Below are 25,949 nucleotides of genomic sequence, written 5' to 3'. Positions count from 1 at the left end.
AATCAAACACCCTTTTTTATTAGGATTTCACAAGTTTGTTGTAGACGTTATATGTGTCATCGATTGTCCATACACCGGTATCCGACTTGGATAGAATATAGATGAGACCCTGCTCGTAAGTCTCCTCTTCACTTGCTTCCTTGTCTTTGCTTTCTACATATATAGCAGCTTCTTTGGCGCTGTAATAATAAATATTTGAAATGCCTGGAGTATAGGTAATATCATACGAAGCGAAGAAATCATCCAAATCTGCCTTGAGAGAGGAATCATATTCTTCTCCATATGAAGTCATCGTGGAAAGAACTGCGGTAGGATTCTCTTCGTTCATTGCTTGATAATACTTGGTAATACTGCCTTTGATGGCATCCGCATCATTTTGAGGGATGTTGGCTGCTGGTTTTAGAGCTTGTTCACGCGTAAGGAGAATGCTGGAGCTTTGGGATTCCACGGATGAGATCTTCCAGCTTCCGTTCTTGCGGACCAGGGTATAGATGTATTCATCCTCTGTATCTGGGGTATAAGCCCCACCTACTCTGCGAGAACTTTCAATTGTATATACAGTGGCTTCGTCAGCTTTAATGTCGAGGATATCTAAGCTATCAATTGTATTCTTAATGTCGAAAGCTAAAAAGGAATCATTAAGATCAGATACAGATTGTGTGTAAGAGGAATCTGAATCCATTAGAGAATAGAAACTGGTCGCTTTTTCCTCATTGAAATATTGATTAGACAAACGGATTAATGCTGTAATGGCTGCTTCGTCCTTACCTTTGGAGACAGGAGTAGTAATTTGTACACTTCTACTGGTAGAATTCCAGACAGCTGTGCCCCCGGTTGCCTCGGCGATAAAACGCAAAGGGATATATGTAGTGCCAGCTGAGGAAACTGGTGCAGTGGTTAGTTTTTTAACGGTTCCATTAACAGTAGCGCGGTTACTGCCAATTTTGAGGGTAATCGCAAGATTTGAACTTTTACCCGTTACCGTTCCAGTTTTGGCATCCCAAAGAACTTGAAGTCCAAGCTTCTCAAAGACAACCCGGAAGGGTACAAGTACAGAATTGTTCGCTAAGTATGGGGATCCAGCGGGGAAGGAAACCTTACTTCCGTTAATATAAACATCAATTGGTTTCGATGCTGCAAAAGCCGGGACCGCAAGTATGAGGGCCAGTAGACTTATGCTTAAGAGGGATAAAAATCTTTTCAACAGTACTCTCTCCTTTTATGTAACTCTTTGTAAAATAGCCTCATTATACCATTTGGCTTCTCTCTCAGTCTATCAGTTGGTGTTAGTTTTGTCACACAAAAAAGCCGGAGAAATGGATATCTCCAGCCACTGAAAATCGTTGGATCGAAGGTTAATCTTAAACCAAAAAAGCTTCACGAACACGGTTCCAGAACGGAAAAGGACGGTACCTGGCGAAACTGACCTTCTTGTCCGATACTTGGCAGCGTACTGAAATCAGGTCGTCTACCGGAATATTGTTATGATCTATCGTGAGTAGTAAGCGCTGATCCTTACATGAAATAATATCGCAATGGTGATGCTTCGGCAGTAGTAATGGCGACCCCATTGTTCGAAATACACGGTTGTTAATTGAGGCGATTTCGGCAATCTGCAGCGCTTCTATAGATGGGTGAACCATGGCTCCCCCAAGGCTTTTGTTATAGGCCGTGCTACCAGAAGGAGTAGAAATACAAAGTCCATCACCCCGGAACATTTCGAAGGTAACATCATTGATGTCAACTTGAATCATTATAGTTCCATCTACCCCTTTAAGGGTGAATTCATTTAGGGCAATGTGAGACGAAGAACCGGATTTCTTGTGAATTTCCAGCTCAAGTAACGGATATTTCACGATACGAGGTTTCTGAGGCTCAGAATCCTCGGTTCCGCACATGTAGTCGATTAAGGTGGGCAGCTCTTCAGCTTGCCAGTCCGCATAGAAGCCTAAGTGTCCTGTGTGCACACCTACGAAGGCTAAATTGGGGATTTGATCGATAAAGGTATGAAAAGCGTGCAGCATTGTGCCGTCTCCGCCAATAGAGATGACGATTTCGGGAGACTCGGCGTCCAGTTGCAGGTCCCGCTCGGCCGCCAGCTTGTGAAACTGCTCGGCAAGTTTGATTGATAGTTCATCACCGCGGTCCAGAACATAATATCTCAAGATGTACAGGCTCCTTTTGTATAATTCAGTCATACACCGATCATAATCAATCTTGACCCGGAACACAATATGTTAATCAACTTCGCCGCATCCATCGAACCATTTTCATGAAAGTAGGAACAAGCAGTGAGACTAGAATTGCAGCAGTTAATAATAGGCTGAGCAGAGCGAGGCTTGCCGTGAACCCGGAGGCAGAAGGAGTAAAGGCAACAGAGGCGGGTAATGCTACCCATGCGGTAGACAGTCCTGTCTTCATCACAGGGTTCCAGAGCAGCAAGACCAGTCCTGATGCGAGTATGGCGTGAATTAGACGTGCAGTCAAAAAGGGCAGATACCGCAGCCCAGTACCGTTCAGAATACTTGCCACCTGGGCATGTACAGATAAGCCGCCCCAAGAGAGTATGAAGGCCGCTGCTGCTACCTTGAATTGAAGCGGGATGGAAGAAGCGGCTTCACCGGCCGAGCGGGCACCGATGGTGACCTCGAACAATCCGCTGATTAAGGCCTGAGCTAATTCGGGAGGTCCTCCAACTAGCGAGACAAGATGCCCGGCCATGCTAAATAATGAGGACATGATTCCGGCGCGGGCGAGCAGCTCCATTAACACATTGAAGAATACAACCAGCCCTCCTACGACAATAATAAGCTTTAGTGAAGACTGAATTGCGCCCTTTAATAGCTCCCCAAAGCTCCGTCCATCTTTGCGCCGTGCCTCCTCCATAGCAAGGAGTGCTGCATGTATTCTTCCAAAGCCTTTTTTGGCTGGTACAGAGGGGGCAGCAGAACTAGTTAAGGATGGGTCTTGGGACGGAGATCTCTGTTCTTTGCGTCCATGGAACGACATTAGCAAGCCAACAATCAAACCGCTCCCATAGTGGGCGAGGGCTAGGATGAGCCCCAACGATGCATCTCGAAAGAAACCAACCGATACTGCACCTAACAGAAAGATTGGGTCAGAGGAGGTTGTGAAAGCGACTAATCGTTCGCCCTCTACTCTACTAATCAGATTCTGTTCCCGCAGCTTAGCGGTTAATTTAGCGCCAACAGGATATCCTGATACATATCCCATCGCAGCGACAAACCCGCCGCTACCTGGTATACCAAAAAGAGGGCGCATCAATGGATCGAGCAGTGCACCGAAGAGATGAACGATCCCTAGGCCTAGCATGATTTCGGATATGACGAAGAATGGAAATAGGGAGGGGAATAACACATCCCACCAGATGGCCAGGCCTCGTAAGGCTGCGCCAAGGGATGCCTCCGGATGAAGCAACATCAGCAGCATACAGCCCGCTAATGTTAATCCCAGCAGTGGGCCGCCAATCTTTTTAAAAGTCATAATTAACGCCTCCTGATCTATGGTTAGATGTATGCAAAAAGAAAGACAAACAGCACAAAAAAAATAAAGGAAGCGGTTACATTAATCTGTGCTTTTTCGCTCGGAATATGATATTATGTAAATAAGAAATGCACCCTCTGTTACAAGAATAAATGGGATGGAGTGATGGCGATGAGCGTTGTAGCCGGAGTTCTCGTTTGTGCTTTTGTATATGTGATCCGGGTCTCTCTCGTCCCTGCAGGTGATGAAGAATTTCGGACCTACTGACAATAACCTCCAGGCGCTAAACTTTAGTTTAGCGTCTTTTTTCTGGCGTTTAGGGGCACTTTCGACGGATATCCCAGCCGTGCTTTTTTTTGGTATAATAAAGTAAGAAACGTTTCATTAATATGGAAGAGAGCTGGTAACCTCAATGAATCCAAATGAGAGTATATATGAGAACCTAGGAGGAGCTGAGGCGCTACATCGATTGGTGGAAGTGTTCTATGCCAAAGTGCAGCTTCATCCGCAGCTGGGTCCGTTATTTCCTGAAGATATTTCTCCTGTTCTGGAGAAGCAGTATCAATTCCTGACACAGTTTTTTGGCGGTGGCCCATTGTATTCAGAACTGCATGGACATCCCATGATGAGAGCAAGGCATATGCATATTCCCATTACTCCAGAACGTGCTGAAGAATGGTTGCAGTGTATGAAAGAGGCGCTCGTGGAAACTGGCGTAGAAGAGCCGCTACGTTCCTTCGTGCTTAGTCGCCTTGCAGGTCCCGCACATCATTTTGTTAACATGCCCCAGGAATAATAAGGGACAGGTTGATCCTGAAAGGAATGAGAGTACTTGCCAGACTTAATACCCCTATATTCTATTAAGGTCAAATGTTGCAATTGTGAACATGAATTTTCAACCTCTCGCGTACGCCCTAGCCTGAAAAAGGCTATCCGCCGCGATGCTGATTTTTGCGCATATTACAAAAACGAGAATCCGGATTATTATGTTGTACGTGTCTGCCCGAGTTGTGGGTTTGCCTCTACAGAAAATTCAGCGGACAAGCTGACGGATCTGCAGCGAAAGGCATTTAATGAACAGGTAGGAAAACGATGGAAGAGCCGTGACTTTGGGGATAAACGAAGCTGGGAAACTGCACTTGAGACCTATAAACTGGCGCTTTTATGCGCTCAAAGTATTAACGATAAGGATCGAATTATTGCAAGCCTGCTTCATCACATTGCCTGGTTGTATCGTTATCAAGGGAATACGGAACAGGAACAACGCTTTTTGCGTTATTCATTAGCTGAATATGTGAAGGTATACGAAAAAGACGGAATAGCTGGCAATGATGCCCGGCTCATGTATCTTATCGGCGAACTTAACCGGCGCATCGGAGAGTTCTCTGTGGCTGTAATGTGGTTCTCCCGCCTGATTAATGATCAGAAGATTATGGATGCTGCGATGATAAGAGCTGCCAGGGAGCAGTGGGTTGTGCTAAGAGAGCAAATGCGCGGCGAAGCTGTAGATATTGATGCTGAGGGATTGCCTTCAGGTTCTTAAAGTTTCACGAACAACAAAGAGCGCAGAAGAGAGTAATGCTCTCGTCTGCGCTTTATAAAAATGGTAAGATTGGGATTTAGATGACCTTCAATTTATCGGACTGCCCGATCGAATAGGAGGTAATCTCCGTCGTTATCTACAACTGTGGGACTGGCGCTGCAACATGGGAAGACAAGTAGTTTTTTCTTGCCGTCACGAACGATTTGCAATTCTTTTGGCTTCATAGGGAGAAGAACATTCTCCGAGCTGCAGAAAGGGCAATACTGCACATACATATCGCCTAAAATAATGTCATAAGGCCAGGTATGACTAAAAGGAATCATTGTGAATCCATCCCAGAAGGAGACTCTTTATTTCCATCCTCAGCTTGCGGTGAATTCTGCTTTTTGGATAGCTCAGCTATTTTTTGTAGCAAAATATGTTGGGGCATATGCATCAAGTGTTCCAGTGGAACGCCTAGTTGCTTGGATAACGTTATGGCTGTTTCCGGTGAAATTTGTAGTGGCTTCATATGGATGCCCTCCTAAAGTTTATCGGCTATGAATGTTCCGGTATCGTTATTCACTTTACCATGGTGTTAAGTCAATTACAAAGAAAACCAAATGAGAGCAAAGGAATGGTGAGAAGACATGAAACAATCATTATCACTGACTTGGGAACTTGATTCCATATTTCCTGGAGGATCGTCCTCTATTGAGTTAGAAAGCTTTTTAAAGAATCTTGAACAAGATATTACAGCCTTACAGGGTCTGGTGAAGAATGCTGTAGCTCCAACGGATGTTGAGTCTACAAAGGCGCTGGACGAGGTTATAGAACTGCTTCAGAGCTGTTCAGGAAGACTTGTGGAGGTCTCTTCCTTCGCAGACTGTCTGGGCGCTCAGAATCAAATGGACAAGGGTGCGGTAAGACTGGCGGCTCGAGTGACAAGTATGCGTGCCGGATTCGAAGGCATCAGCTCACAATTCAGTAACGTGCTTCGTCAGACTACGGACAAGGTATGGGCAGAGTGGATGGCACGTCCGGAGATTGCTCCATTAACGTTCGTGCTGAGCGAGAGCCGTGACTTGGCCCGTGAGAAGATGAGTCCAGAGCTGGAAAGCTTAGCGCTAGAACTAGCCGTTGACGGATATCATGGATGGAGCGGGCACTATGATACGATTGTAAGCTCGATTAAGATCCCGTTTGAGGATGAAGAAGGAACAAAGCTGCTCTCCGCAGGTCAAGCTTTTAACAAGCTGGATGATCCAGATCCGAAAGTACGTCAATCCATGTTCCATAAATGGGAAGAAGCATGGACCGAAGCAGCAGATAACTGTGCGGATACCTTGAATCACTTAGCAGGCTTCCGTCTGAAGCTCTATAAAGGAAGAGGTTGGGAAGATATTCTGAAAGATCCGCTGAGCATCAATCGGATGTCACAAGATACTTTGAATGCGATGTGGGACGTGATTACGAACAGCAAGCCTGCACTCGTGACCTATCTTCAGCGAAAAGCAAAGCTGCTTGGACTGGATGCTCTCTCATGGGTCGATGTCGAAGCGCCTGTGGGCAAATCTTCAGGTAAAATCCCATATGATCAGGCTGCTAAAGATATCGTTACCCAGTTCCGCAAATTTAGTCCGAAAATGGCCGAGTTTGCAGAGCGTGCTTTTGATAATAACTGGATTGAGGTTGAGGATCGTCCGGGGAAACGCCCTGGAGGTTTCTGTACATCCTTCCCTGAGAGCAAGGAATCACGGATATTCATGACGTATAGCGGCACCACTTCCAATGTTTCAACCTTGGCGCATGAGCTGGGACATGCTTATCATTCTTATCTGCTGGACGATCAACCTGTATTTAATCAGAACTATGCCATGAACGTTGCTGAGACCGCTTCAACCTTCGCAGAGGTCATTGTGTCTGACGCTCAGGTTAAAGCCGCTAGCAACGCTGAAGAGAAGCTGGCGCTGCTTGAAACGAAGATTCAGAACAGCGTGGCCTTCTTTATGAACATTCACGCACGGTTCTTGTTCGAGACTCGCTTTTATGAGAAACGTAAGGAAGGACTTGTGAATGCTGAGGAGCTGTCTGAATTGATGGTGGAAGCACAGAAGGAAGCCTTCTGTGGAGTGCTTTCGGAATACCATCCTCATTTCTGGGCTTCAAAGCTGCATTTTTATATCACTGATGTGCCGTTCTATAACTTCCCGTATACCGTTGGTTACATGTTCAGCACAGGCTTGTATCGACTGGCTCTGCAAGAAGGAGCTTCCTTTGCAGACAAATATGATAACTTGTTGCAAGATACTGGTGTGATGACTTTAGAGGATTTGGTACTTAAGCATCTGGGTGTGGATCTGACGAAGCCGGACTTCTGGCAAGGTGCTACAGATCTGATCGTAGCTGACATTAATGAGTTCTTGGAGATGACGGAGCACTTAATTTAAAAAAGTCTAAAGTAAGACAAATTTCACGGTAAAAAAAGCAACTAATTTTCAGTATGAATACGCAAAAGCCCCTGATATAGGGGCTTTTTTTAATGGTATAATGTCGAAAAAACACGATTTTTAAAAATAAATATACGATTAATCTATGGATTTTGCGCATCTATAGGGATAATAACCCAATTTTTCCGAATAATGTTGTTTACCCTTTATCAGTAACCTATAATGAGTCTTAAGCCTTATATAAGGCGTGCTAGAAAAACCACTTAGCTAAGCTCTCAAAATGAAGCAAGCGCTTACGAAGTCAGCTTTGTACGAAGTGAACTCGAATGAAGCAAGCTCACAAAACTAAGTGAATGCTTACGAAGCAAGTTTTGTACGAAGTGAACTCGAACGAAGCTAAGCTCACAAAACTTTTAGGAGGAAAAGTATGCTTAAGACAGAACAACTATCATTAGCGAGACAGATGGATATGGTGTTTAAGGAGCTGCAGGAAGAATTATCGGGATTAACTTCTGGAACGGTATTTGTGCAAATACGAAATAACATGATCGGAAAATTCGGCATACGACATAATCCGCTTTCTGGACGGAGTGGGGGATTCACTGATGTGAAAGAAGGGATGACAGAGGGGCAGCAGTCTTCTTTTCGACTAATGGCGTTGGAAAGTCTGAAATACAAGCGGCGTTGGACGCATGGTGAAATTTCTTATGAGTTCGCCATCAGACAGGGAATGGTGATTGTAGATGCTACGTTGGAGTCCAATTACAATATGGCGAATCTAATGATTCGATCGCCTCGTAATGCCTATGTGGAAAGTTCCGAACAATTTTTTGGTTAAGCGTTATTTACATAAAATTTGAAATGTTTTTTTAAATCAAAAACCCTCCCACAGCTTCAGAAAGAAGTGTGAGAGGGCTCAAAAGCTACTCGGCTTTAGGCTTGATATCGCCCTAGCCGGATAAAACACTTAAGATAACGTTGTTACTGACGACCGGACAGTTGTTGTTCTGCCAGTTGTACTAGACGTTTAGTGATGTAACCGCCCAGAGAACCAGTTTCGCGAGAAGTGTAGTTCCCGTAATAACCGTCAGCTGGGATCGTTACTCCAAGCTCCTGTGCTGCTTCATATTTCAACTGTTGCAATGCCGCAGTTGCTTGAGGAACGACCAGGTTATTGGAACGACTGCTACGACCTTGACCTGCTTGACCCATGTGTGTCACCTCCTTCGCCCGTTGTGAAGATAGTATGAGCGCTAAGAGGTTAATTCATGCATCCGTTCGAAAGGTTTTAAGGATGGTAATTTTTAGTGAATTAAAAGTGAGGATATAAACTTCTTAATTGCTAGGAATCAAACAAAAAAAATCGGTCTTCCCTTACGTAATCGTAAAGGAAGACCGATATAATGTATATCTGCTTTAAATCTCAGGATAGATCATTTCCAGCACGGTGGATAGATTCTGACTTTGACCGGGTTCTATCGTTAAAAGACCGGTGAAGGAAGCATCGTCGGATACATTTGGTGCATTCGCGAGCCATGTATAGGGCTCAATGCACAGAAATTGATCTGCTGGTCCTTTGGTATATAGCACCCAGTGACGGAATAGATTCTCGTCAGCAGTATAACGAAGGCCATAACCATCATCTCGTAATAATAAGGCTTCTACGGGCTGTTCTTCTCCAATACGTAGAGCGGTATCAAAATTAGTTCCCTGCATGTTCATTCCGGTGTTCAAGGCTTCCAGATCACCAAGTGGAATTAGATCGCCGCTAGGGAGCAATTCATCGTTCAGTTCATAAATACTATTTACTGGGAGTTTAAGATTCCAGCGCTCAGGTTCTCCATCAATCATAAACCATGTGTGATAACCGATTCCAAAAGGAATTCGATGATCTCCGAGATTTGTAACCTTTAAAGTTTGGGTAAGTCGGGCTTCCTGAAGCCTAAATGTCATTTCGAATTTAAGTGGGATAGGGAATTGCTCCATCCAGTGAGGATCATCTTCCGTTCGGAATTCAGTAGTGACCGCGCAACCATCCTCATCTTCTTCAATATCGCTGACACACCAAGCCTGAGTTCGGTGTAGACCATGAATATGATTGTCATTAGCGGTATTCTGGTCAAATTGATAACTTGTACCCTCGAACTGAAATTGGCCCTTGCGAATTCTTCCGGGTGGAATTAATAGCGGCATGCCAAAATGGTAAGGTTTTTGCATAAAGAAAGCTTGATCGCTTTCATCAGGCCGCCGTAGAATTTCCCGTTGTTTCTTTACATCAAACAATGAAATCACGTTATTTCCTAGTCGCGGCAAAAGCGTGACTTCCAGTTCACGGCTGTGCAAAATATAAGTATCATAACCGCCCCACTGCCCTTTGGTCACCTGTTTCATGAGATATGCTCCTTTATCGTAACTGTAATCGAATAGAACATGGATAACCTTATCATAACAGATTTATACGGTAGTGGTTAAGTGATTTGACAACTTCTCTTTATGGTTCTATGATGAAGGCATTAATTCATGATGATAATGTGATGACGGGGACAAGTAGGCAGGTATTGCACCTTCAGAAAGCCGGTGGTTGATGCGAACCGGTAGGACAAACCTGATGAATGGACCCCTGAGCGCCGAGCTTGAACGGGAGCTAAATGCCCTAGTAGACCGGCCGGATCTTCCCCGTTAACGGAAGACTAAGGCTGTTTTCTTCTTGTCTAAACAAGATTAAGCAGCGAATAAGGGTGGCACCACGGTCTCACGTCCCTTGCGGATGGGGCTTTTTTTGCGTTCTCGGAAACTTAGAAATGACATCAAACGGAGGTCTATATTATGAAAAAAGTATTGTCAGGCATTCAGCCGAGCGGTTCACTTACACTGGGGAACTATATTGGAGCACTGAAAAATTTTGTGAAGCTGCAAGATGATCATCAATGTTTCTTTATGGTTGTCGATATGCATGCGATCACTGTAGCACAAGATCCGGCGGCACTGCGTGAGCAGTCAGAGTCCGTAGCAGCCCTCTTTATTGCAGCGGGAATTGATCCTGCACGTTCTAATGTCTATATGCAGTCGCATGTGCCACAACACGCTGAACTAGGCTGGATCATGACGACACTTACAGCAATGGGTGAGCTGGAGCGTATGACCCAGTTTAAAGATAAATCATCAGGTAAAGATTCTGTTGGCGCTGGTTTATTCGTCTATCCTTCCTTGATGGCAGCAGATATTCTTGTTTATAACGCAGATCTTGTGCCGGTCGGAGAAGATCAGAAGCAACATTTGGAGCTGACTCGTGATTTAGCTGGCCGCTTCAATAATCGTTTTGGTGAATTCTTTACCATTCCGGAGCCGTACATTCCAGAGGTGGGTGCACGTATTATGTCTCTGGATGATGGTACCAAAAAAATGAGCAAGAGCAACCCTAACGCTGGCAGCTACATTGCTCTGTTGGATTCACCGGACGTGATCCGTAAAAAAATCAGCCGTGCAACGACTGATTCAGGACGTGAAGTGATTTTTGATCCAGCTAATAAGCCAGAGATCAGTAATTTGATGAGTATTTATTCCGAATGTTCTGGAATGACACTCCAGCAAATTGCCGATCGTTATGAAGGGCAAATGTATGGCGGCTTTAAGAAGGATCTTGCTGAAGTGGTTGTATCTACGCTTGAGCCTTTACAACAAAAATATAATGAAATTCGTAGCTCGGGTGCGATTACAGATATTCTCGCTGAAGGTGCTGGTCGTGCACGTATTGTTGCAACTGAGACGTTGAATGGAGTTAAAGAACGGATGGGATTTCTGCCAGCTCGTTAATTTAATCAGCGCTCAGGCTTTCCTGTTTGCGTCTGATCTTGGCCTTGAGGATAAATCCCCAGCCAATATTCATGACACAGAGAAACCCGAGCAGAAGTGCCAACCAAAAGCTATAACTGATCGCGATTGAAGCGGCAGTAAGAATAAGAATAGAAGAACAAGCGAACCAAAGTGAAAGTCCTTTACCCATTAGGAGAGCCTTCCTTTCTATGTCTGCTAAAATGAATCCCGGAGTATGATAATAATACTCCGGGATTTTTTGTGATTATAGAATAGATCTCTGCGTAAGTCTACAGTTTCATCTTAAAGAACCAGGGTCAATGGAAAATCGCTTGTCGAGCTTCTCGCTGCTAAGCCAACCTACATAGGTATTTAAAGGGCGATATTGATTGTCCATCACTAACACAGCCACAAATGGGTATTGTTTGCGATGTAAATAACGCACGTCCCCCCAGCGCACCATATATCCTGAAGGAAGTTCCTCCACTTCGGCTACTGCATAAGAGGTGAAGTATAGAAAGGACTGAATATCAGGGTGCGACTTGGATATCTCCACAGCGGGATGAGTCGAGCATACAGCATGTTTGAACCATTCCAGTCTGTTATTGACTAGCTGCCCTACATCATAGCTGCCATCTTTTTTCACCTTTACTATGTTCCAGCGCTTTAGTGAAATTGTAGGGATTACAATATAACGTTCGCCAGCACTATGATGTAAATCCTTAAGCTTGATATTACGCGTAAGGCGTGCGTGAACGATGGTTCTCCAAATATAATAAAGAATAGTACAGGCATACAGCGTAATAAATAAAGGCTGCGGTGGAACGATCCCGGTGATCCAGAGAAGGATGGCTGCGATATGGCTACCAAATATAAATGGATCAAAAATGTGGATGATGTTCCATGCAATCCATTTCTCCGTGAATGGACGTGCAGCCTGAGTGCCATAGGTATTAAATAGATCAGAAAATACGTGAACACCTACACCAATGAAGCTCCAGAGCGCAATATGGCTTAGAGCTTGTAAATCAGTAAAACCAAATAAGGGCCCTAACACGAAGGAAATCAGGGCGGGCCACAGAATTAAAAAGGGTAGGGAATGCGTGATTCCTCGGTGATTTCGAATATACAATGCATTGTCCTTCAGTCGTAGCGCAGTATCGGCATCAGGAGCCTGAGAGGCGATTACTGTTGCCAGCATAACAGCTCCGGCCAGTTTCGGATCAGAAGCAACGATGGGATCAACGAAGGAAAGCCCAGCTAAGCCTAGGCCCATAACTAAATGTGTAGCAGTATCCATTGGTCAGTTCTCCTTTGTTGTTCGGAAGTTCTCTATTTAATAATTACCCAAATTTAGCTCTGGTTATTAAGGGGAGTGTAATAAATACAAAATAAATATTGTCACGTAATTGTCGAATTCATGAACTTACTGTTCCATGACTGTCAAAGTCTTCACGGGTTTGTTATGATAAAGTTAACAGCGAAGTTAAAACAACTTCGGTTAGAACGTTACATGTTCGTTTAGAAGGAGGATCATTAGGTGTGGACAATCATATAACATTTCAAGCTTCTTCCGACTCTGCAGCCATGTCTGCAAAATCTCCACCGGAAGGTGCTAGCTGGCGTGATTTCATTGCTGTAACAAAACCCGGTATTATCCGATCTAACCTTATTGCGGCCTTTGCGGGATATTGGCTGGCCTCGGGTTGGGATGTTCATTACGGCAGGTTAGTTCTAACGCTGCTTGGTACAATGCTGGTTATGGCTTCGGCCTGCGTTTTTAATAACTATTTCGACCGTGATCTAGATATGAAGATGGAAAGAACCCGTGAACGGGGACTTCCTACAGGACGACTGAAACCAAACACTGTATTATTATACGCCATTGGGCTTGGTATTGCAGGTTTGATCGTGCTGTTTGCTTTTTCTGGCATGCTTGCCGGTCTGTTTGGAATTGTTGGCATGTTCGTTTACGTTGTAGTATACACGCTTTGGTTGAAACGGACATCAACATGGAGCACCTCTGTAGGTGCGATATCTGGAGCAATGCCTCCGGTAATTGGTTATGTTGCGGTTTCAGGAACCGTTGACTTAGGTGCTTGGCTGATCTTTGCTATGTTGTTCCTATGGCAACCTCCTCACTTCTGGGCTTTGGGGATAAGACGTAAAGAAGAATACAGAGCGGCAGGATTTCCATTGCTACCTGTAGTTAAAGGAACACGACGTACAAAATTCCAGATGATTCCTTATGTCGCCCTTTTGCTGCCTATTCCAGTGTTAATGTACGCCTACGATTACGCAGGCATATTTTTTCTAATCATTTCATCAGCGTTGTCCCTGGCTTGGTTAGTATTGACCTTGATGGGCTTTAAGGCTAAGGATGATGAAGTCTGGGCGAAGAAGAACTTCCTCTTCTCCATTAACTACCTGACAGTTAGTTTGATCGTACTTGTATTAAATACGATTCACGGTTAAGAAGAGGGAGGGTATACGTGTCCGTGCAGACCTTTAAGCGTTATAAATGGACTTGGCTTCTACTATTACTTGCTTTGATTATGGCTGGTTATCTGGCAATTAACTCTTTGAATTTAGGAAAAGAGAAGCTGCCAGTAATCGGAGAAGTACAGGACTTTTCTCTTGAAAATGTGAATGGAGACCAGGTTACTCTGGCTGATACACAAGGTAAAGCACGGCTGGTATACTTCTTTTTTACACAATGTCCGGATGTATGTCCTATAACTACGTTTTTGTTATCTCAGACACAAAAGATTCTGGTCGAGGATGGCAGTTTTGGTAAAGATACGGAGTTTGTTTCTATCTCTTTTGATCCGAAGAATGATACTCGGGAAGCTATTAAGGCTTTTGCAGACCGGTTTCAGGCGAATTATGATGGATGGTATTTCTTGCGGGGGGATCAGGAAGAAGTTCGTAAGTTAGCGACGGATTCTTTTAAGGTACTAATCGCAGGGAATTCCAAAGAAAATTTCGTACATGCCAATCGTATAGCGTTAGTTGACCGAGACAATCAACTTCGTGCATTGTATGACGCAGGAGATACGGAGAACGTAACTCCTGAATTTCTTGCTGATCAGCTGAAGGAATTGGCTCGGGAATAGAACATCAAACATTAAAAACGCCTTTTTCGAATCCCTTTTTATAGATGGGATTACGAAAAAGGCGTTTTTTTTAAAAAAATTTAAGAAAGTATAAACGCTTAAAATGGAAGTGGCTCAGGATAGACGATGAAATCTTCCAATCCAGCCTTTTCGAGCTGAGTGATGTTGTATTCATCAGGCGTACCTTCCACACCAGCATATCCGCGACGAGTATAAATGTGATCGGCATCAGGGAAGGCATCCCGGAGCACACTGCGTATTTTTTTGCCAGAGCTATCGTTATCCAAATAAAGGTATACTTCTCCATCTCCTACTTGTTTGCGGAGGGATTCTAATTTTAGTGTATTTAATGTACCAAAGGTACATAGGATTTCTACTTCCGGTACCAGCACGCGTCGTAATCTGCTGCGATCGTTCTTACCTTCGACAATAATTGTTATGGACATTAGCTGACAATCACCTCCGGGAATGGGTCCAAGCTTCAGGCTCATTATAGTTTACCGAAGGATCGTCATTTTTAACAACTGTTTCTGCAGGAAAGTCTTCATTCCCCGGGAAATGTCGTAAAAGCAAAGAATCATGCGGCTCGCCCGTTCCATTTGGAAGTGAGGCTCGATAGTTTCCCTGTGTTTTTAGGTGGAAGAAGAAGCAATGCTACCATTAGTAGTAGAAAGGCTATGAAGTAAGGAGAAACGAAGGACCTTAGCTGTCCAGCAGCCACGGGCCCAGCGAATGCACCAAGTGACATGGCTATCGACTGCATGGAGAAAGTTCGACCCATTCTCCCAGGGCCGCCTAGACTAATGAAGAGTGATGCCATTGCAGGAAACAACACTCCTTTGGCTGCACCGAGCACAAAAAGAATCGCAGCAGTCGGAATCCTGTGAAATGAGGCGAGTGCAAAGAAGCTGATGGCCATTCCCAGTAATGCCGCTGCTATTCTTCCTCCCGGAGAAAGACGGTTCAGGAAGAGCATGCTGAGCGTTACCAAAGCACCTAAACTGAGGAGTGACAGTAGTATACCTGTGGAAAGGATACTGTTACTCCCTGTTTGAGATAGTGGGAGCTCGAAAAAGAGAACACCTTGTGAACAGGAAACGAAAAAAGGTAAAAGGTAATAACGTTTGGAAACTTGATCATCCTCTTTCGCTGGAATAGAAGGTTTATCTGGAACTTTTAATGCTGATTGCGCTGAGCTTAACGGCTTTAATATATGTCTCGAAGGTGCAGGTACACTGAAAAAAGCCATGATTCCTGTTGCGATTAGGAGCCAACCAAGTGTGGTGAAGGTGCCAGAGTAGCCCGCTTTTGCTACGATAAAAGCTCCCGCAGCAGGCGATACAACTGAAGCTAACGTATGAACGATACCATGTCCGGACATATATTTACCCTGCTCTGTGGCATCCGATGACAAAGAAGCCAGTAACGTCATACAGGCTGGAGAGAGAAAAGCGAGCACGAATCCACTTGCTGCTCTTAGCATTAGCAGATGCCATGGAAGCTGTACATGAGCTTGCAGCAGTAGAATAGCTCCCGCTGCGACAAGGCTGAAGACGATGTAGCGGCGGGAGCCATTACGATCGACGAGTACGCCTGCAAGCAGATTGCCGGGAAGGTGGGTCAACGAGTACATGCCCATCATCCAGCCAATAAAGGTGGGTCCCGCACCAAGAGAGAGGGCAAAGGGCGTGAGGACGGGATACTGAGCATGTAAATCGAAGAACGCCAAAAAGAGAAATAAGTATAGCCACAGCGCAGTTTTCACAGGGAAACACCTCCGAGAGCCACCTACAGCACAAGTGTATGCAGGACGGCGTAATAATGAAGAACCAATTCTTAAGCATTACTTGTACTTTACGTGGGACAGAGAGGGCTTATACCGCTTTTTTAATTCTGCTAGTAGGTATACCTTTTACGGAGGGTGGAACCATGAATTATGATGGGTATTCATGTATAATAATTAATATTGGCGTTATGTCTATGGGAAAAGAGAATTCTTGGGACGAAACTAGGCGATAGGGGTGTTGTGAGATTGATGGATCCAGAGGTATGGTCACAGTTTATAAGGGAAAATTGGCTAGTTATTGTAATTGCGCTTGTCCTGCTGTTTGCGGTTGTTAATTTGGTCAAAACCGTTCTGAAATGGGCGATTGTCATTGTGATCGTTGTAGGTTTGTTCATCTATAGTGGTGTTACAATGGACCAAATTGGTAACGCTGTGAATAAGGTGGCAGATGGAACGGTAAGCACGCTAAAGAAGGAAGCGCAAGAGGTTATGCTTAAAGAAGCGCAGGATGCGAAGTACACTTCAAATGGAGACGGGACCTTTACGATTACAACACCGAATATTGAAGTGAAGGGCGCAGCGGGTGAAGATAAAGTAGAGGTTACTTTCCGTGGTGTTAGTCTTGGGAAGTGGAGTGTTACAGATACGACAAAAACATTTATCGAGGAAGCCCGAAAACATCAATAAGAGGCTTGGACTCAAAAATATAACATGCGAGCAAGCACGCGACTGAAAGGAGAGAGCGGATATGATAAACGGATGGATGACTAGTGTGAGTGATGCTAATATCATTTCCATTGCCCTCCTGCTGGTTGTAGTCTTCTCTCTATTGCAAGGCTGGAGCAGAGGTTTCTCAAGTGCTACCGGAAGATTATTTGGGCTGCTGGGAACAGGATTATTTACTATAGCATCTTTGGTATTAGCTATCCCAGCAGCAGCCTACCTCAATCCATATGTAGAGACTTGGGCATCGGGGATTAGTCTTCCTGATACGAAGCTTACACAGTGGCAGCAAATTTATTATACGGCGGTGTCTGTGTTATCAGAATCGCCGCTAGTTCGATTTCTATTGTTACTCCTGATTTCTTATCTGTTAATTCGTATGCTCCTAGGATTGTTATCCATGTTGCTTCCTTTTCCACAATTGCGGCGTACCAAAAAATTTAAAGACAGAAAGATTACGCAGGTAAGCCGTATGGGAGGAGCAATGGTTGGATTAATTATCGGCTTAATGCGCAGTCTGGTAATTGTTCTTGCTCTTTTCATCTGTGTTGGATTAAATCCGGAGAGTGGATTTAGTCGTTATGTGGAGTCCTCTCCAATCTATAGTCAGAGTGCTGCTGCTGTATTTGAACCTATTGTTGGTGAGACGGTGCAGAAGAAACTTCCTATTCTGACGAAGACCGTTGCAGCAGAGATGAATGATATTCTTCGCAGAAAATATGAGGTTATCGATCATGAAATTCCTCAGGATATTATAGGAGCAGCAGAAGACATTGTTGGACAAGCACAAGATGAAGAGAAAAAAGCAAGACTTCTCTATGATTGGGTAGGTACACGCGTGACTTACGATTATGCTAAAGCTGACAATTATTTGCAAAATAGGGTCTGGCATGAACAGACACCACAGGATACATTCGACACTCGGCAAGGGGTGTGTATAGATTATGCCCGGCTTTATGCTGTGATGGCTCGTTCACAGGGCTTACAGGTACGGGTTGTAACAGGTCAAGGTTATGATGGGCGTGGCGGTTATGGTGCTCATGCTTGGAATGAAGTATATATAAGTGATCGGCAAGCCTGGATCCCGCTGGATTCGACTTGGGCGAGCAGTGGAGATTGGTTCAATCCGAAGGATTTTAATGAAACGCATATTAGGGAGAACGCCCTCTGAGTGAGGGCGCTGAACTCCTTGGGTGTGGTACAATAAACTCAAGTAACAGCAATTTTAACTTTAATGCGAGGCCATGCTCACAATAAAGCAGCTTAGAAATCACCTTCATCATAAGAGCAATGTCGCAGGCAACGGTATGTCAGACATTATTTTGTAGAAGGGGAGAAAGCTGGTGAGTTTGTTTGGTAAGCAGCCCCCGCCTAAGGACGGGATATCTTCAAGAAATTCTGTAGGTCTGAGATTGAATATTTTTTTCTTCGGCACTTTTTTTATTTTTTGTATTATTATCGTACGTCTTGCAGGTTTACAGTTTACTGAGGGAGCTCTGTTAAGTGAAGAAGAAACGAACCGGGAAACGAAAATTGTTCCGCTCGCAGCGATGCGTGGGATTATTTTTGCTGCCGAAGGAGAGCAGATTGCCTATTCAACACCTACGGAGTCGCTTTACCTTACATTAACTAAAGATTACACAGCTAGAACGACAGATAAAGCAACGGGGGAGACCTCACTTACGGAGAAGGCGAAGTACAACTCCGATATGCTTGCAACAAGGCTTGCGGCTGATTTTGCTAAATATGGAGATCCGAATGCACCGAAGCTAACGCAGCAAGATATCTTAGATTCATTAGATTTAGATTTCAAAAAGTATTTAGGTTATGTGCCGCGACGGATCAAGACTGGATTAATTCCAGAGGAAATAGCCTATTTCATGGAGCATAAAGACAATTATCCGGGGCTAACGATCGTGGAGGAGAGTGTTCGTCACTACGATAAAGATACGGTAGCGGTGCAGACAGTCGGCTTTGGAAAGCCGTTCAAATCGACTGAAGATATAGCGATGTATAAGAATGTCCGTAGTGAAATGAAAAAAAATTCTCCCCCTGGACTTATGTATAAAGCAGAAGAATATGTGGGGTTTGATGGTTTGGAAATGCAGTATCAACGAGAGCTGCGAGGAGAAAATGGTTATCAGGTCATTTCAGTGACTCCTCAGAATATGGCTGAGAAGGTTGAACAGAACGTTGCTCCTGTAAAGGGTAATAATATTTGGATGACCATTAATAAGCAGATTCAGATGAAGACAGAGCAGGCCATATTGGATCAGATTAAATGGCTACATACCAATGCTGTTCAAGGTGAGACGCATCCAGATGCTTTAACCGGATACGCCGTAGCAATGGAAGTGGAGACTGGTAATATTGTCGCCATGGCAAGCATGCCGGATTACGATTCAAATGTATGGACTAAAGACTCCTTACCAACACCTGTTTGGAATAAAATAATGAATAATCATCTAAACGGTACGATTACTTCGAATTCATCTGGTAGATCAGGTCATGATTTTAGTTCACTTGTATTTATGGGATCTACGATCAAACCATTAACTGTGTTAATTGGTTTAAAGGAAGGTTTCTTTAATACCTCAACAACCTATTCAGATGTGGGCATTACCTATTTCGGTAAGGATAATAAATCATCCGTAAGAAATTCATCGGGTCACGTATATGGTTCACTAGATCCGGCCAAGGCGATTATGAATTCCTCTAATGTATTTATGATTGATATGGTGGGTAAGCAGCTTTACAAGAAATATCCGGGGGATAAAGGCATTGAGGTATGGGACAGATATATGAAAGAGTTCGGGCTGGGTGTATCTACGAAAAGTGGTCTCCCAGGTGAATCAGCGGGCCAGATTAACTATACTGATCTTAAGGCGGCTGGCAGCTCGCAGGCCGCACTTATCTATGCTTCTTTTGGCCAACAGGGCAGTTATACTACATTGCAGCTTGCCCAGTATGCTTCTACTCTTGCAAATGAAGGAGTACGTATTAAGCCTCAACTCGTTAGCAAGATCACGGATGCGCAAGGTAAGGCGGTTAAGGAATTTCAAAGAGAAGTGCTTAATACGATAACGTTTGACAAATCCTACTGGAAAGAGATCAAACAGGGGATGAGCAGTGAAGTTAGTGCCTTTGATGATTTTCCTTATGATTTTGCACGTAAGACAGGTACCTCTGAAAAAACAGACAGAAAAAATATAAACCGTGATAATGGGGTATTTATTGCCTTTGCTCCGCGAGAAAATCCGAAGCTAGCCGTAGCGGTTGTTATACCAGAAGGGGGCTTTGGCTCCAAAAGCGCTGCTCCGGTTGCTCGTAAAATTTTTGATGCCTATGATTGGGAGTACGGGCTCGATGGTGTGCCGAAAAAGAATGTCACTCCTGCGTCAGGCCCCGTTCAAGAATAATTAGAGAAAAAGGAGAGAAATAAACTGTGAGTTTTTTCCGTAAGCAGGCCTCACCTCCAGATGAGACCAACAGTAAAAGTTCCATAGGCCTGCGACTCAACGTGTTTTTCTTTAGCACGTTTGTTATATTTTGCGTAATTATTATACGCCTGGCTGTGTTGCAATTCGTGGAAGGACCCACTTTAACTGAAGTGGAGACAAGCAGAGATACCAAAAATGTACCGCTAGCTTCCATGAGAGGTGTAATTTATGCTGCTGAAGGTGAGAAGTTAGCGTACTCTACGCCGGTTCAATCGCTGTATATTACGCTCAATAAGGAGTATACCGCTAAGCAAACAGATAAAATTACCGGTAAAACTACCCTAACTCCAGAAGCTAAAGCCAAGTCAGATGCATTGGCAGCCAAGCTGGTAGCTGATTTCAATAAATATGGTGATCCAAAAGCTGAGAAGATGACAGAAAAAGATGTTATTGACGCACTGGATTTATATTTCCGAAAATCACTTGGCTTTATGGCACGGCGAATTAAGGCGGACCTGACTACTCAGGAAGTAGCCTATTTCATGGAACATAAGGGTGAATACCCAGGCCTTGAAATTGTCGAGGAAAGCATTCGTCATTATGATAAAGATACGGTTGCCGTACAGACGATAGGTTATATCAAGCCTTTTAAATCAGCAAACAGCCTTAATATTTATAAGAATATCTTAAATGCTATGAAGAACAATCCGGAGCCAGGACTAACTTACAAGGACGACGAATTTGTCGGATTTGACGGCCTGGAGCTGCAGTATCAGAGAGAGCTTCGGGGACAAAACGGCTATCAGGAAATCTCCGTCAATCCACAGAACATGGCAGAGAAAGTCGAACGTGTAGTCCCTCCTGTGAAAGGCAATGACGTCTGGACAACCATTAATAAGAACATTCAAATGAAGACAGAGCAGGCGATTATGGATCAGATTAAGTGGCTGCATTCCAATCCTGTACAGGGTAAAACACATCCTAATGCTTTAACTGGTTACGCTGTAGCGATGGAAGTCGATACGGGGAATATCGTCAGTATGGCAAGTATGCCGGACTACGATACGAATATTTGGACATCGGGATCCTTATCCACAGATGTCTGGAACAGTATCATGGATAACTACCAGAATGGTACCATTAATCCGATTTCTTCAGGGACGTCAGGTAATGGACTAAGATCTGTACTGCTTCTAGGTTCAACGATTAAACCTTTGAGCGTACTCGTGGGTTTGAATGAAGGTCTCTTTACAACTTCAACCTATTATCAGGACATAGGCTACGCCACTTTTGGTAAAGCCGGTCATGAAACCAAGGTAAGAAATGCGGGTGGACACGTATACGGTTCTATGGACCCTGCAAAAGCGCTTGAAAAATCTTCGAATCCGTTCATGGTTGACATGGTTGGTAAAAGATTGTATGAGAAATATAAAAGCAAGGGTATAGATATCTGGGATAAATATATGAAAGAGTTTGGCCTTGGTGTATCCACAGGAAGTGGCCTGCCAAATGAATTCTTAGGACAGATTAACTATACCAATATAGAGGCTGCGGGTAGCGCCCAAGCGGCACTTGTGTATGCTTCTTTCGGCCAACAAGGTAGTTATACGGTGTTGCAGCTTGCGCAATACGTAGCTACACTTGCTAATGAAGGACAACGGATCAAACCTCAGCTAGTTAGCAAGATTACGGATGCTGATGGAAAAGTGGTCAAGGAGTTCGGTCGTGAGGTAATAGATGAAGTAACAGCCTTCGATAAATCCTACTGGACAGAAATAAAGCAGGGAATGCGAAGTCAAGTTAGTGCTTTTTCTGATTTCCCTTATGATTTTGCTCGCAAGACGGGAACATCCCAACAAGTGGCTAAGGGTCAAATTCGCGATAACGGTGTATTTATTGCCTATGCCCCACGAAATAACCCTAAGCTGGCAGTAGCTGTAGTTATTCCAGAAGGAGGCTTTGGTTCCCAGAGTGCTGCGCCGGTCGCACGCAAAATTTTTGATGCTTATGATTGGGAGTATGGACTAGATGGCGTTCCGAAGAAGAGTCTGCAGTCAGGTAATAATACAAATGATCCTGCGAATGAAGGAACGACTACAGGTACTCAGTAACTTTGACACTAAGGTGAATATTGATTGAAAAATAAACAGCTGCTCTATAGAGAGCATAAAAGAATGGAGGGGTGGCAATGACTGCCAAATACCGCCTGCTTGCTTTGGATATGGATGGAACCCTATTGAATGATGAACAGATTATTACACCTACAACTGTGAAATGGCTTCAAAAGGCGGTCGACGCAGGCGTTCATGTCTGTCTGTCGACAGGCCGAGCTTTTACAAGTGCATTTCCATATGCTGAGCAGCTTGGACTAGAAACACCGATGATTACTGTGAACGGTAGTGAGGTATGGCGTGCGCCGCATGAAATTTATCGTCGATCATTGATGGACCCTATGTTGGTAAAACAAATGTATGAACTTGCGAAGGAAGATGACATTTGGTTCTGGGCCTATTCTACGGAAAAGGTCCACAAACAGGATAACTGGGACGGGGATGTCACAGGCAGAGAATGGCTTAAATTCGGTTATCACACCGAAGATGATGAGCTTCGTCATAAGCTGCTGCTTCGTCTTCAAGATATGGGTGGATTGGAGATTACGAACTCCTCTCCGCATAATTTGGAGATTAATCCACTAGGTGTGAATAAAGCCGCCGGAATTTTGGAAGTCTGTAAGCTGCTAGGGCTAGATATGTCCCAAGTTATAGCGGTTGGCGATAGCCTCAACGACCTTGCAGCGATTCAGCAGGCAGGGCTTGGGGTTGCGATGGGCAATGCACAGAAGACGGTAAAAGAAGAGGCTGATGCTGTAGTGGCTAATAATAATAATGATGGAATTGCAGAAGTCATTCAAAAATATATCTTTAATGAAGCTGTTGCGAAGTGAATCCATAAAGCATATTTGCTATTAGGAGGTTAAGTATTGACGATCCTGGGTTGGATTCTTATTATTGCTTTATTCGCCGTAGGACTGGCCGGAGCTGTGTACCCTATACTGCCAGGTGCGCTTGCGATTTATCTTGCCTTTTTCGTATATGGCTGGTTCTTTTCTTTCGAGCCTTTTGGTGTTTGGTTCTGGATCATTCAAACGCTGATCGTTGTAGTTCTATTTATTGCTGATTACGTTGTAGGGGCGTGGGGCGTTAAGAAATTTGGCGGCTCACGTTCATCGATTATCGGGTGTACGATTGGGCTAATCATTGGTCCTTTTGTAATCCCAGCCTTCGGACTTATTATTGGTCCGTTTCTGGGTGCCTTTATAGGAGAATTGATCGTGGGTTCTTCACCAGCTAAAGCTGCCAAAGTAAGTGTAGGATCAATACTTGGGTTGTTTAGTAGTACTGTTGTCAAAATTGTGCTACAAATTATTATGGTCGTCCTCTTTTTTATATGGGTCGTCCGGTTTTAATTTTAACAGTGAAGAAGGGGAAATGGTTTGTCCAAGAAAGAGTCTTTCGTAAAAGGCACGCTTATCCTTGCTGCTGCAGCTTTGGTGGCAAGGGTACTCGGGCTTGTTCAGCGGGTGCCGCTGGATCATATTTTTGATGATGTGGGGAGAGCATCATTTGGGGTATCGAACAATATCTATTTAATGCTACTCACCGTGGCTACAGCAGGTATTCCAAGTACGCTTAGTAAGATGGTCTCCGAGCGGTACGCTCTGAATCGTCCAGAAGAAGCTAGACAAGTGTATCATGCAGCATTGATATTTTCGGTAGCAGCAGGGGTAGTTATGACTGCATTGCTGTATTTCGGCGCTCCGTTCTATGCGACACATATTGCTGACGTACCTGAATCAGCGATGGCAGTTAGGGCTATTGCACCTGCGCTTTTACTTTTTCCGGCAATTGCCATGATGCGCGGATATTTTCAAGGGCGCAACAATATGATGGCTGGTGGTATTTCACAGATTGTAGAGCAGTTCGCTCGCGTACTAGTCGCTATTTTACTAGCTTATATTCTATTACAGCAGGGGTATAACAATACAACTATAGCTGCGGGAGCATCCTTCGGTAGTGTAATTGGTAGTATTGCAGCATTTGGTGTCATGATTTATTTTGCAATCAAGCTGCGCCGAGAGGATAAGCAGCAAGGATTGAATTACAATACCACTCAAAAATTGCCGATTTGGGGAATTTACAAGGATATTTTCACACTATCGATTCCGATCGTGCTCTCTTCACTTACGATTCCGGTAGTGAATGTAATTGATACTTCTTTGGCTGTTCCACTGCTTATCGATCAGATGGGTAGAGAGAGTGCAACAGCAGCTTTGGGTATACTAACCACGCGTGCTCAAAGTGTGGCCGGAATTCCACCAGTACTAGCCATTGCGCTAGGTACCTCGCTGATCCCGATTATTTCAGCTGCTTATGCCCGTCGTGATGAGGGACACTTGAAGAAGCAAATTACACTTGCTTTGCGGATTTCTATCCTGACAGGGATGCCAATTGTATTGGCGCTTGTGGCTGCGGCTTATTCTGTGAATGGTTTATTGTTCAGCAGCTTGGACGGAAGTGGAATTGTGGCGATGCTTACGATTGGAACGATCTTTCAAATCACCATGATGACAACGAACTCCATTTTGCTCGGTATGGGCAAATCCCGCATTTCAATGTATTATGTGCTAGTGGGTATTATCGTTAAATTAGCCGCAAGCTTCTTACTGAGTAAGGTATTTGGGATCTATGGAATTATCGGCGCAACAGCTCTTTGTTTCGTAGTCATTACTATTCTTAACTTACGGATGCTGAAATCCATTGTACCTTTCGAAATTATGGGTAAACGTTGGGGCGGTTTCGCAATTGCGGTACTTGTGTCCGGAGGTATTGGTTTTGGACTTAACCAAGCTGGAATTCTGTTAACAGATCTAATGCCTGCACGTCTGGCGTTTCTGATCACTTGTCTTGTTGTAGGGGCTGCAGTTGTTGTTATTTATCTGGTCATGCTAATTGTACTAGGTGTGCTTACTAAACAGGAAATCTCCAGTTATCCGCGTGCATTGCAAAAATTGTTGAATCCGCTGATGAAATTACAGCCTGCGCGTGTTCGTATGAGAGAATAGGTTTGACTTCTGCATAACATTTTGCTTCACTTAAAGAATAGAAATTTGACAGATATGGAAGAAAGGACTGAACAAGCTATGGACAAAATTAGTTCTCCCGCTGAATTTCAGGTAGCCATTCAATCTCCTCGGTTAACAGTAGCCATATTCAAGGCGGACTGGTGCTCGGACTGTAAATTTATCGATCCTTTTATCCCTGAGGTAGAGCAAGCCTATGCTGATCGTCTAACGCTGGTTGAGGTTGACGTTGATGCCGTGGGTGATGTTAGTCAGGAACAAAATATTATGGGTATTCCAAGCTTTGTCGCGTATTCCGATGGACGTGAATTGGTCAGATTCGTTAATAAATTACGTAAATCCCGCGAGGAAATTGAGAATTTCCTGGATAAAGCGGTTCAAGTGCATCAAAGCCTTCAACAGTAATTCCGGAAAACCACCGCTTTCGCCTGTTCGAGCAAAAGCGGTGGTTTTTT

26 protein-coding genes and 1 other annotated feature are annotated in these 25,949 nt (G+C 44.1%); of the genes, 15 read left to right on the top strand and 11 right to left on the bottom strand.

Translation table 11 applies throughout. From position 1 onward, the window contains the following. Positions 1-19: 19 nt before the first annotated feature. The 3 genes from QNH28_RS24950 to ylbJ all read right to left on the bottom strand — a co-directional run bounded on the left by QNH28_RS24950 (position 20) and on the right by ylbJ (position 3,504). A complete protein-coding gene (locus QNH28_RS24950; RefSeq protein ID WP_283908991.1) occupies positions 20-1,204 on the bottom strand; it encodes a copper amine oxidase N-terminal domain-containing protein in 1,185 nt (394 codons plus the stop codon). A 157-nt stretch (positions 1,205-1,361) separates the two neighbouring features. Further along, positions 1,362-2,165: an NAD kinase gene (locus QNH28_RS24945; protein ID WP_283912259.1), complete on the bottom strand. Its 804-nt coding sequence runs from the start codon at positions 2,163-2,165 to the stop codon at positions 1,362-1,364. 76 nt (positions 2,166-2,241) lie between these two features. Then, positions 2,242-3,504, bottom strand: coding sequence for a sporulation integral membrane protein YlbJ (gene ylbJ, locus QNH28_RS24940; RefSeq protein WP_283908990.1), 1,263 nt, complete (start codon positions 3,502-3,504; stop codon positions 2,242-2,244). A 412-nt stretch (positions 3,505-3,916) separates the two neighbouring features. On the opposite strand from ylbJ, the gene QNH28_RS24935 reads away from it, so the two are divergent. Both QNH28_RS24935 and QNH28_RS24930 read left to right on the top strand, forming a co-directional pair. Continuing rightward, positions 3,917-4,300 (top strand): globin domain-containing protein, encoded by a 384-nt coding sequence (locus QNH28_RS24935; RefSeq protein WP_042130923.1) that lies wholly within the window; start codon positions 3,917-3,919, stop codon positions 4,298-4,300. Between the two features lie 36 nt (positions 4,301-4,336). Next, positions 4,337-5,047 (top strand): DUF2225 domain-containing protein, encoded by a 711-nt coding sequence (locus tag QNH28_RS24930; RefSeq protein ID WP_283908989.1) that lies wholly within the window; start codon positions 4,337-4,339, stop codon positions 5,045-5,047. A gap of 92 nt (positions 5,048-5,139) precedes the next feature. On the opposite strand, the gene QNH28_RS24925 is transcribed toward QNH28_RS24930, so the two are convergent. Continuing rightward, positions 5,140-5,370 (bottom strand): hypothetical protein, encoded by a 231-nt coding sequence (locus QNH28_RS24925; RefSeq protein WP_060625581.1) that lies wholly within the window; start codon positions 5,368-5,370, stop codon positions 5,140-5,142. After that, positions 5,367-5,558, bottom strand: coding sequence for a YycC family protein (locus QNH28_RS24920; RefSeq protein ID WP_283908988.1), 192 nt, complete (start codon positions 5,556-5,558; stop codon positions 5,367-5,369). The genes QNH28_RS24925 and QNH28_RS24920 overlap by 4 nt, the downstream gene beginning before the upstream one ends. A gap of 118 nt (positions 5,559-5,676) precedes the next feature. Between QNH28_RS24920 and QNH28_RS24915 the strand changes: the two genes are divergently transcribed. Both QNH28_RS24915 and QNH28_RS24910 read left to right on the top strand, forming a co-directional pair. Further along, complete coding sequence (locus QNH28_RS24915) at positions 5,677-7,476, top strand: M3 family oligoendopeptidase (RefSeq protein ID WP_283908987.1); 1,800 nt, start codon at positions 5,677-5,679, stop codon at positions 7,474-7,476. Between the two features lie 427 nt (positions 7,477-7,903). Further along, positions 7,904-8,314 carry an O-methyltransferase gene (locus QNH28_RS24910; RefSeq protein WP_283908986.1) on the top strand — a complete coding sequence of 137 codons (411 nt, stop codon included), beginning with the start codon at positions 7,904-7,906 and terminating at the stop codon, positions 8,312-8,314. Positions 8,315-8,457: 143 nt separating this feature from the next. Here the strand turns inward: QNH28_RS24910 and QNH28_RS24905 are convergent, their stop codons facing one another. Both QNH28_RS24905 and QNH28_RS24900 read right to left on the bottom strand, forming a co-directional pair. Beyond that, entirely contained in the window at positions 8,458-8,688 is a 231-nt protein-coding gene (locus QNH28_RS24905) for an alpha/beta-type small acid-soluble spore protein (RefSeq protein WP_042130917.1), read from the bottom strand. Positions 8,689-8,892: 204 nt separating this feature from the next. After that, positions 8,893-9,867 (bottom strand): aldose 1-epimerase, encoded by a 975-nt coding sequence (locus QNH28_RS24900; RefSeq protein WP_283908985.1) that lies wholly within the window; start codon positions 9,865-9,867, stop codon positions 8,893-8,895. A 134-nt stretch (positions 9,868-10,001) separates the two neighbouring features. Continuing rightward, positions 10,002-10,241: a binding site (T-box leader), on the top strand. Positions 10,242-10,302: 61 nt separating this feature from the next. On the opposite strand from QNH28_RS24900, the gene trpS reads away from it, so the two are divergent. Continuing rightward, positions 10,303-11,289: a tryptophan--tRNA ligase gene (trpS, locus tag QNH28_RS24895; RefSeq protein WP_283908984.1), complete on the top strand. Its 987-nt coding sequence runs from the start codon at positions 10,303-10,305 to the stop codon at positions 11,287-11,289. Between the two features lies 1 nt (position 11,290). Here trpS and QNH28_RS24890 read toward each other — a convergent pair whose 3' ends face one another. Then, positions 11,291-11,479 (bottom strand): hypothetical protein, encoded by a 189-nt coding sequence (locus QNH28_RS24890; protein WP_042130914.1) that lies wholly within the window; start codon positions 11,477-11,479, stop codon positions 11,291-11,293. Between the two features lie 108 nt (positions 11,480-11,587). Continuing rightward, positions 11,588-12,589, bottom strand: coding sequence for a metal-dependent hydrolase (locus QNH28_RS24885; RefSeq protein WP_283908983.1), 1,002 nt, complete (start codon positions 12,587-12,589; stop codon positions 11,588-11,590). Positions 12,590-12,831: 242 nt separating this feature from the next. Here QNH28_RS24885 and cyoE point away from each other — a divergent pair, with 242 nt between their 5' ends. Continuing rightward, a complete protein-coding gene (gene cyoE, locus QNH28_RS24880; RefSeq protein WP_042191612.1) occupies positions 12,832-13,764 on the top strand; it encodes a heme o synthase in 933 nt (310 codons plus the stop codon). Between the two features lie 17 nt (positions 13,765-13,781). Beyond that, positions 13,782-14,405, top strand: a complete 624-nt coding sequence (locus QNH28_RS24875; protein WP_349655014.1) for an SCO family protein — start codon at positions 13,782-13,784, stop codon at positions 14,403-14,405. 98 nt (positions 14,406-14,503) lie between these two features. Here QNH28_RS24875 and QNH28_RS24870 read toward each other — a convergent pair whose 3' ends face one another. After that, positions 14,504-14,851, bottom strand: coding sequence for a DNA primase (locus tag QNH28_RS24870; protein ID WP_283908982.1), 348 nt, complete (start codon positions 14,849-14,851; stop codon positions 14,504-14,506). 131 nt (positions 14,852-14,982) lie between these two features. After that, positions 14,983-16,170: an MFS transporter gene (locus tag QNH28_RS24865; RefSeq protein ID WP_283908981.1), complete on the bottom strand. Its 1,188-nt coding sequence runs from the start codon at positions 16,168-16,170 to the stop codon at positions 14,983-14,985. Positions 16,171-16,440: 270 nt separating this feature from the next. Here QNH28_RS24865 and QNH28_RS24860 point away from each other — a divergent pair, with 270 nt between their 5' ends. The 8 genes from QNH28_RS24860 to QNH28_RS24825 all read left to right on the top strand — a co-directional run bounded on the left by QNH28_RS24860 (position 16,441) and on the right by QNH28_RS24825 (position 25,899). Further along, complete coding sequence (locus tag QNH28_RS24860) at positions 16,441-16,878, top strand: hypothetical protein (protein WP_042191604.1); 438 nt, start codon at positions 16,441-16,443, stop codon at positions 16,876-16,878. Between the two features lie 61 nt (positions 16,879-16,939). After that, the gene (locus QNH28_RS24855; RefSeq protein WP_283908980.1) at positions 16,940-18,085 is read left to right on the top strand and encodes a transglutaminase domain-containing protein; all 1,146 of its coding nucleotides are present in this window, start codon (positions 16,940-16,942) and stop codon (positions 18,083-18,085) included. 172 nt (positions 18,086-18,257) lie between these two features. Beyond that, the gene (locus tag QNH28_RS24850; RefSeq protein WP_283908979.1) at positions 18,258-20,333 is read left to right on the top strand and encodes a peptidoglycan D,D-transpeptidase FtsI family protein; all 2,076 of its coding nucleotides are present in this window, start codon (positions 18,258-18,260) and stop codon (positions 20,331-20,333) included. Positions 20,334-20,359: 26 nt separating this feature from the next. Continuing rightward, complete coding sequence (locus QNH28_RS24845) at positions 20,360-22,465, top strand: peptidoglycan D,D-transpeptidase FtsI family protein (RefSeq protein WP_283908978.1); 2,106 nt, start codon at positions 20,360-20,362, stop codon at positions 22,463-22,465. Between the two features lie 77 nt (positions 22,466-22,542). After that, positions 22,543-23,298, top strand: coding sequence for a Cof-type HAD-IIB family hydrolase (locus tag QNH28_RS24840; protein WP_283908977.1), 756 nt, complete (start codon positions 22,543-22,545; stop codon positions 23,296-23,298). 36 nt (positions 23,299-23,334) lie between these two features. Beyond that, positions 23,335-23,820: a DUF456 domain-containing protein gene (locus tag QNH28_RS24835; RefSeq protein ID WP_283908976.1), complete on the top strand. Its 486-nt coding sequence runs from the start codon at positions 23,335-23,337 to the stop codon at positions 23,818-23,820. 27 nt (positions 23,821-23,847) lie between these two features. Beyond that, entirely contained in the window at positions 23,848-25,476 is a 1,629-nt protein-coding gene (locus QNH28_RS24830; RefSeq protein ID WP_283908975.1) for a putative polysaccharide biosynthesis protein, read from the top strand. 78 nt (positions 25,477-25,554) lie between these two features. Beyond that, the gene (locus tag QNH28_RS24825) at positions 25,555-25,899 is read left to right on the top strand and encodes a thioredoxin family protein (RefSeq protein ID WP_042194485.1); all 345 of its coding nucleotides are present in this window, start codon (positions 25,555-25,557) and stop codon (positions 25,897-25,899) included. Positions 25,900-25,949: the final 50 nt, after the last annotated feature.

Origin of the sequence: Paenibacillus sp. G2S3, from assembly GCF_030123105.1 — a bacterium.
Lineage (GTDB): Bacteria > Bacillota > Bacilli > Paenibacillales > Paenibacillaceae > Paenibacillus_AQ.
This window is presented reverse-complemented; position numbering and strand designations above follow the sequence as displayed.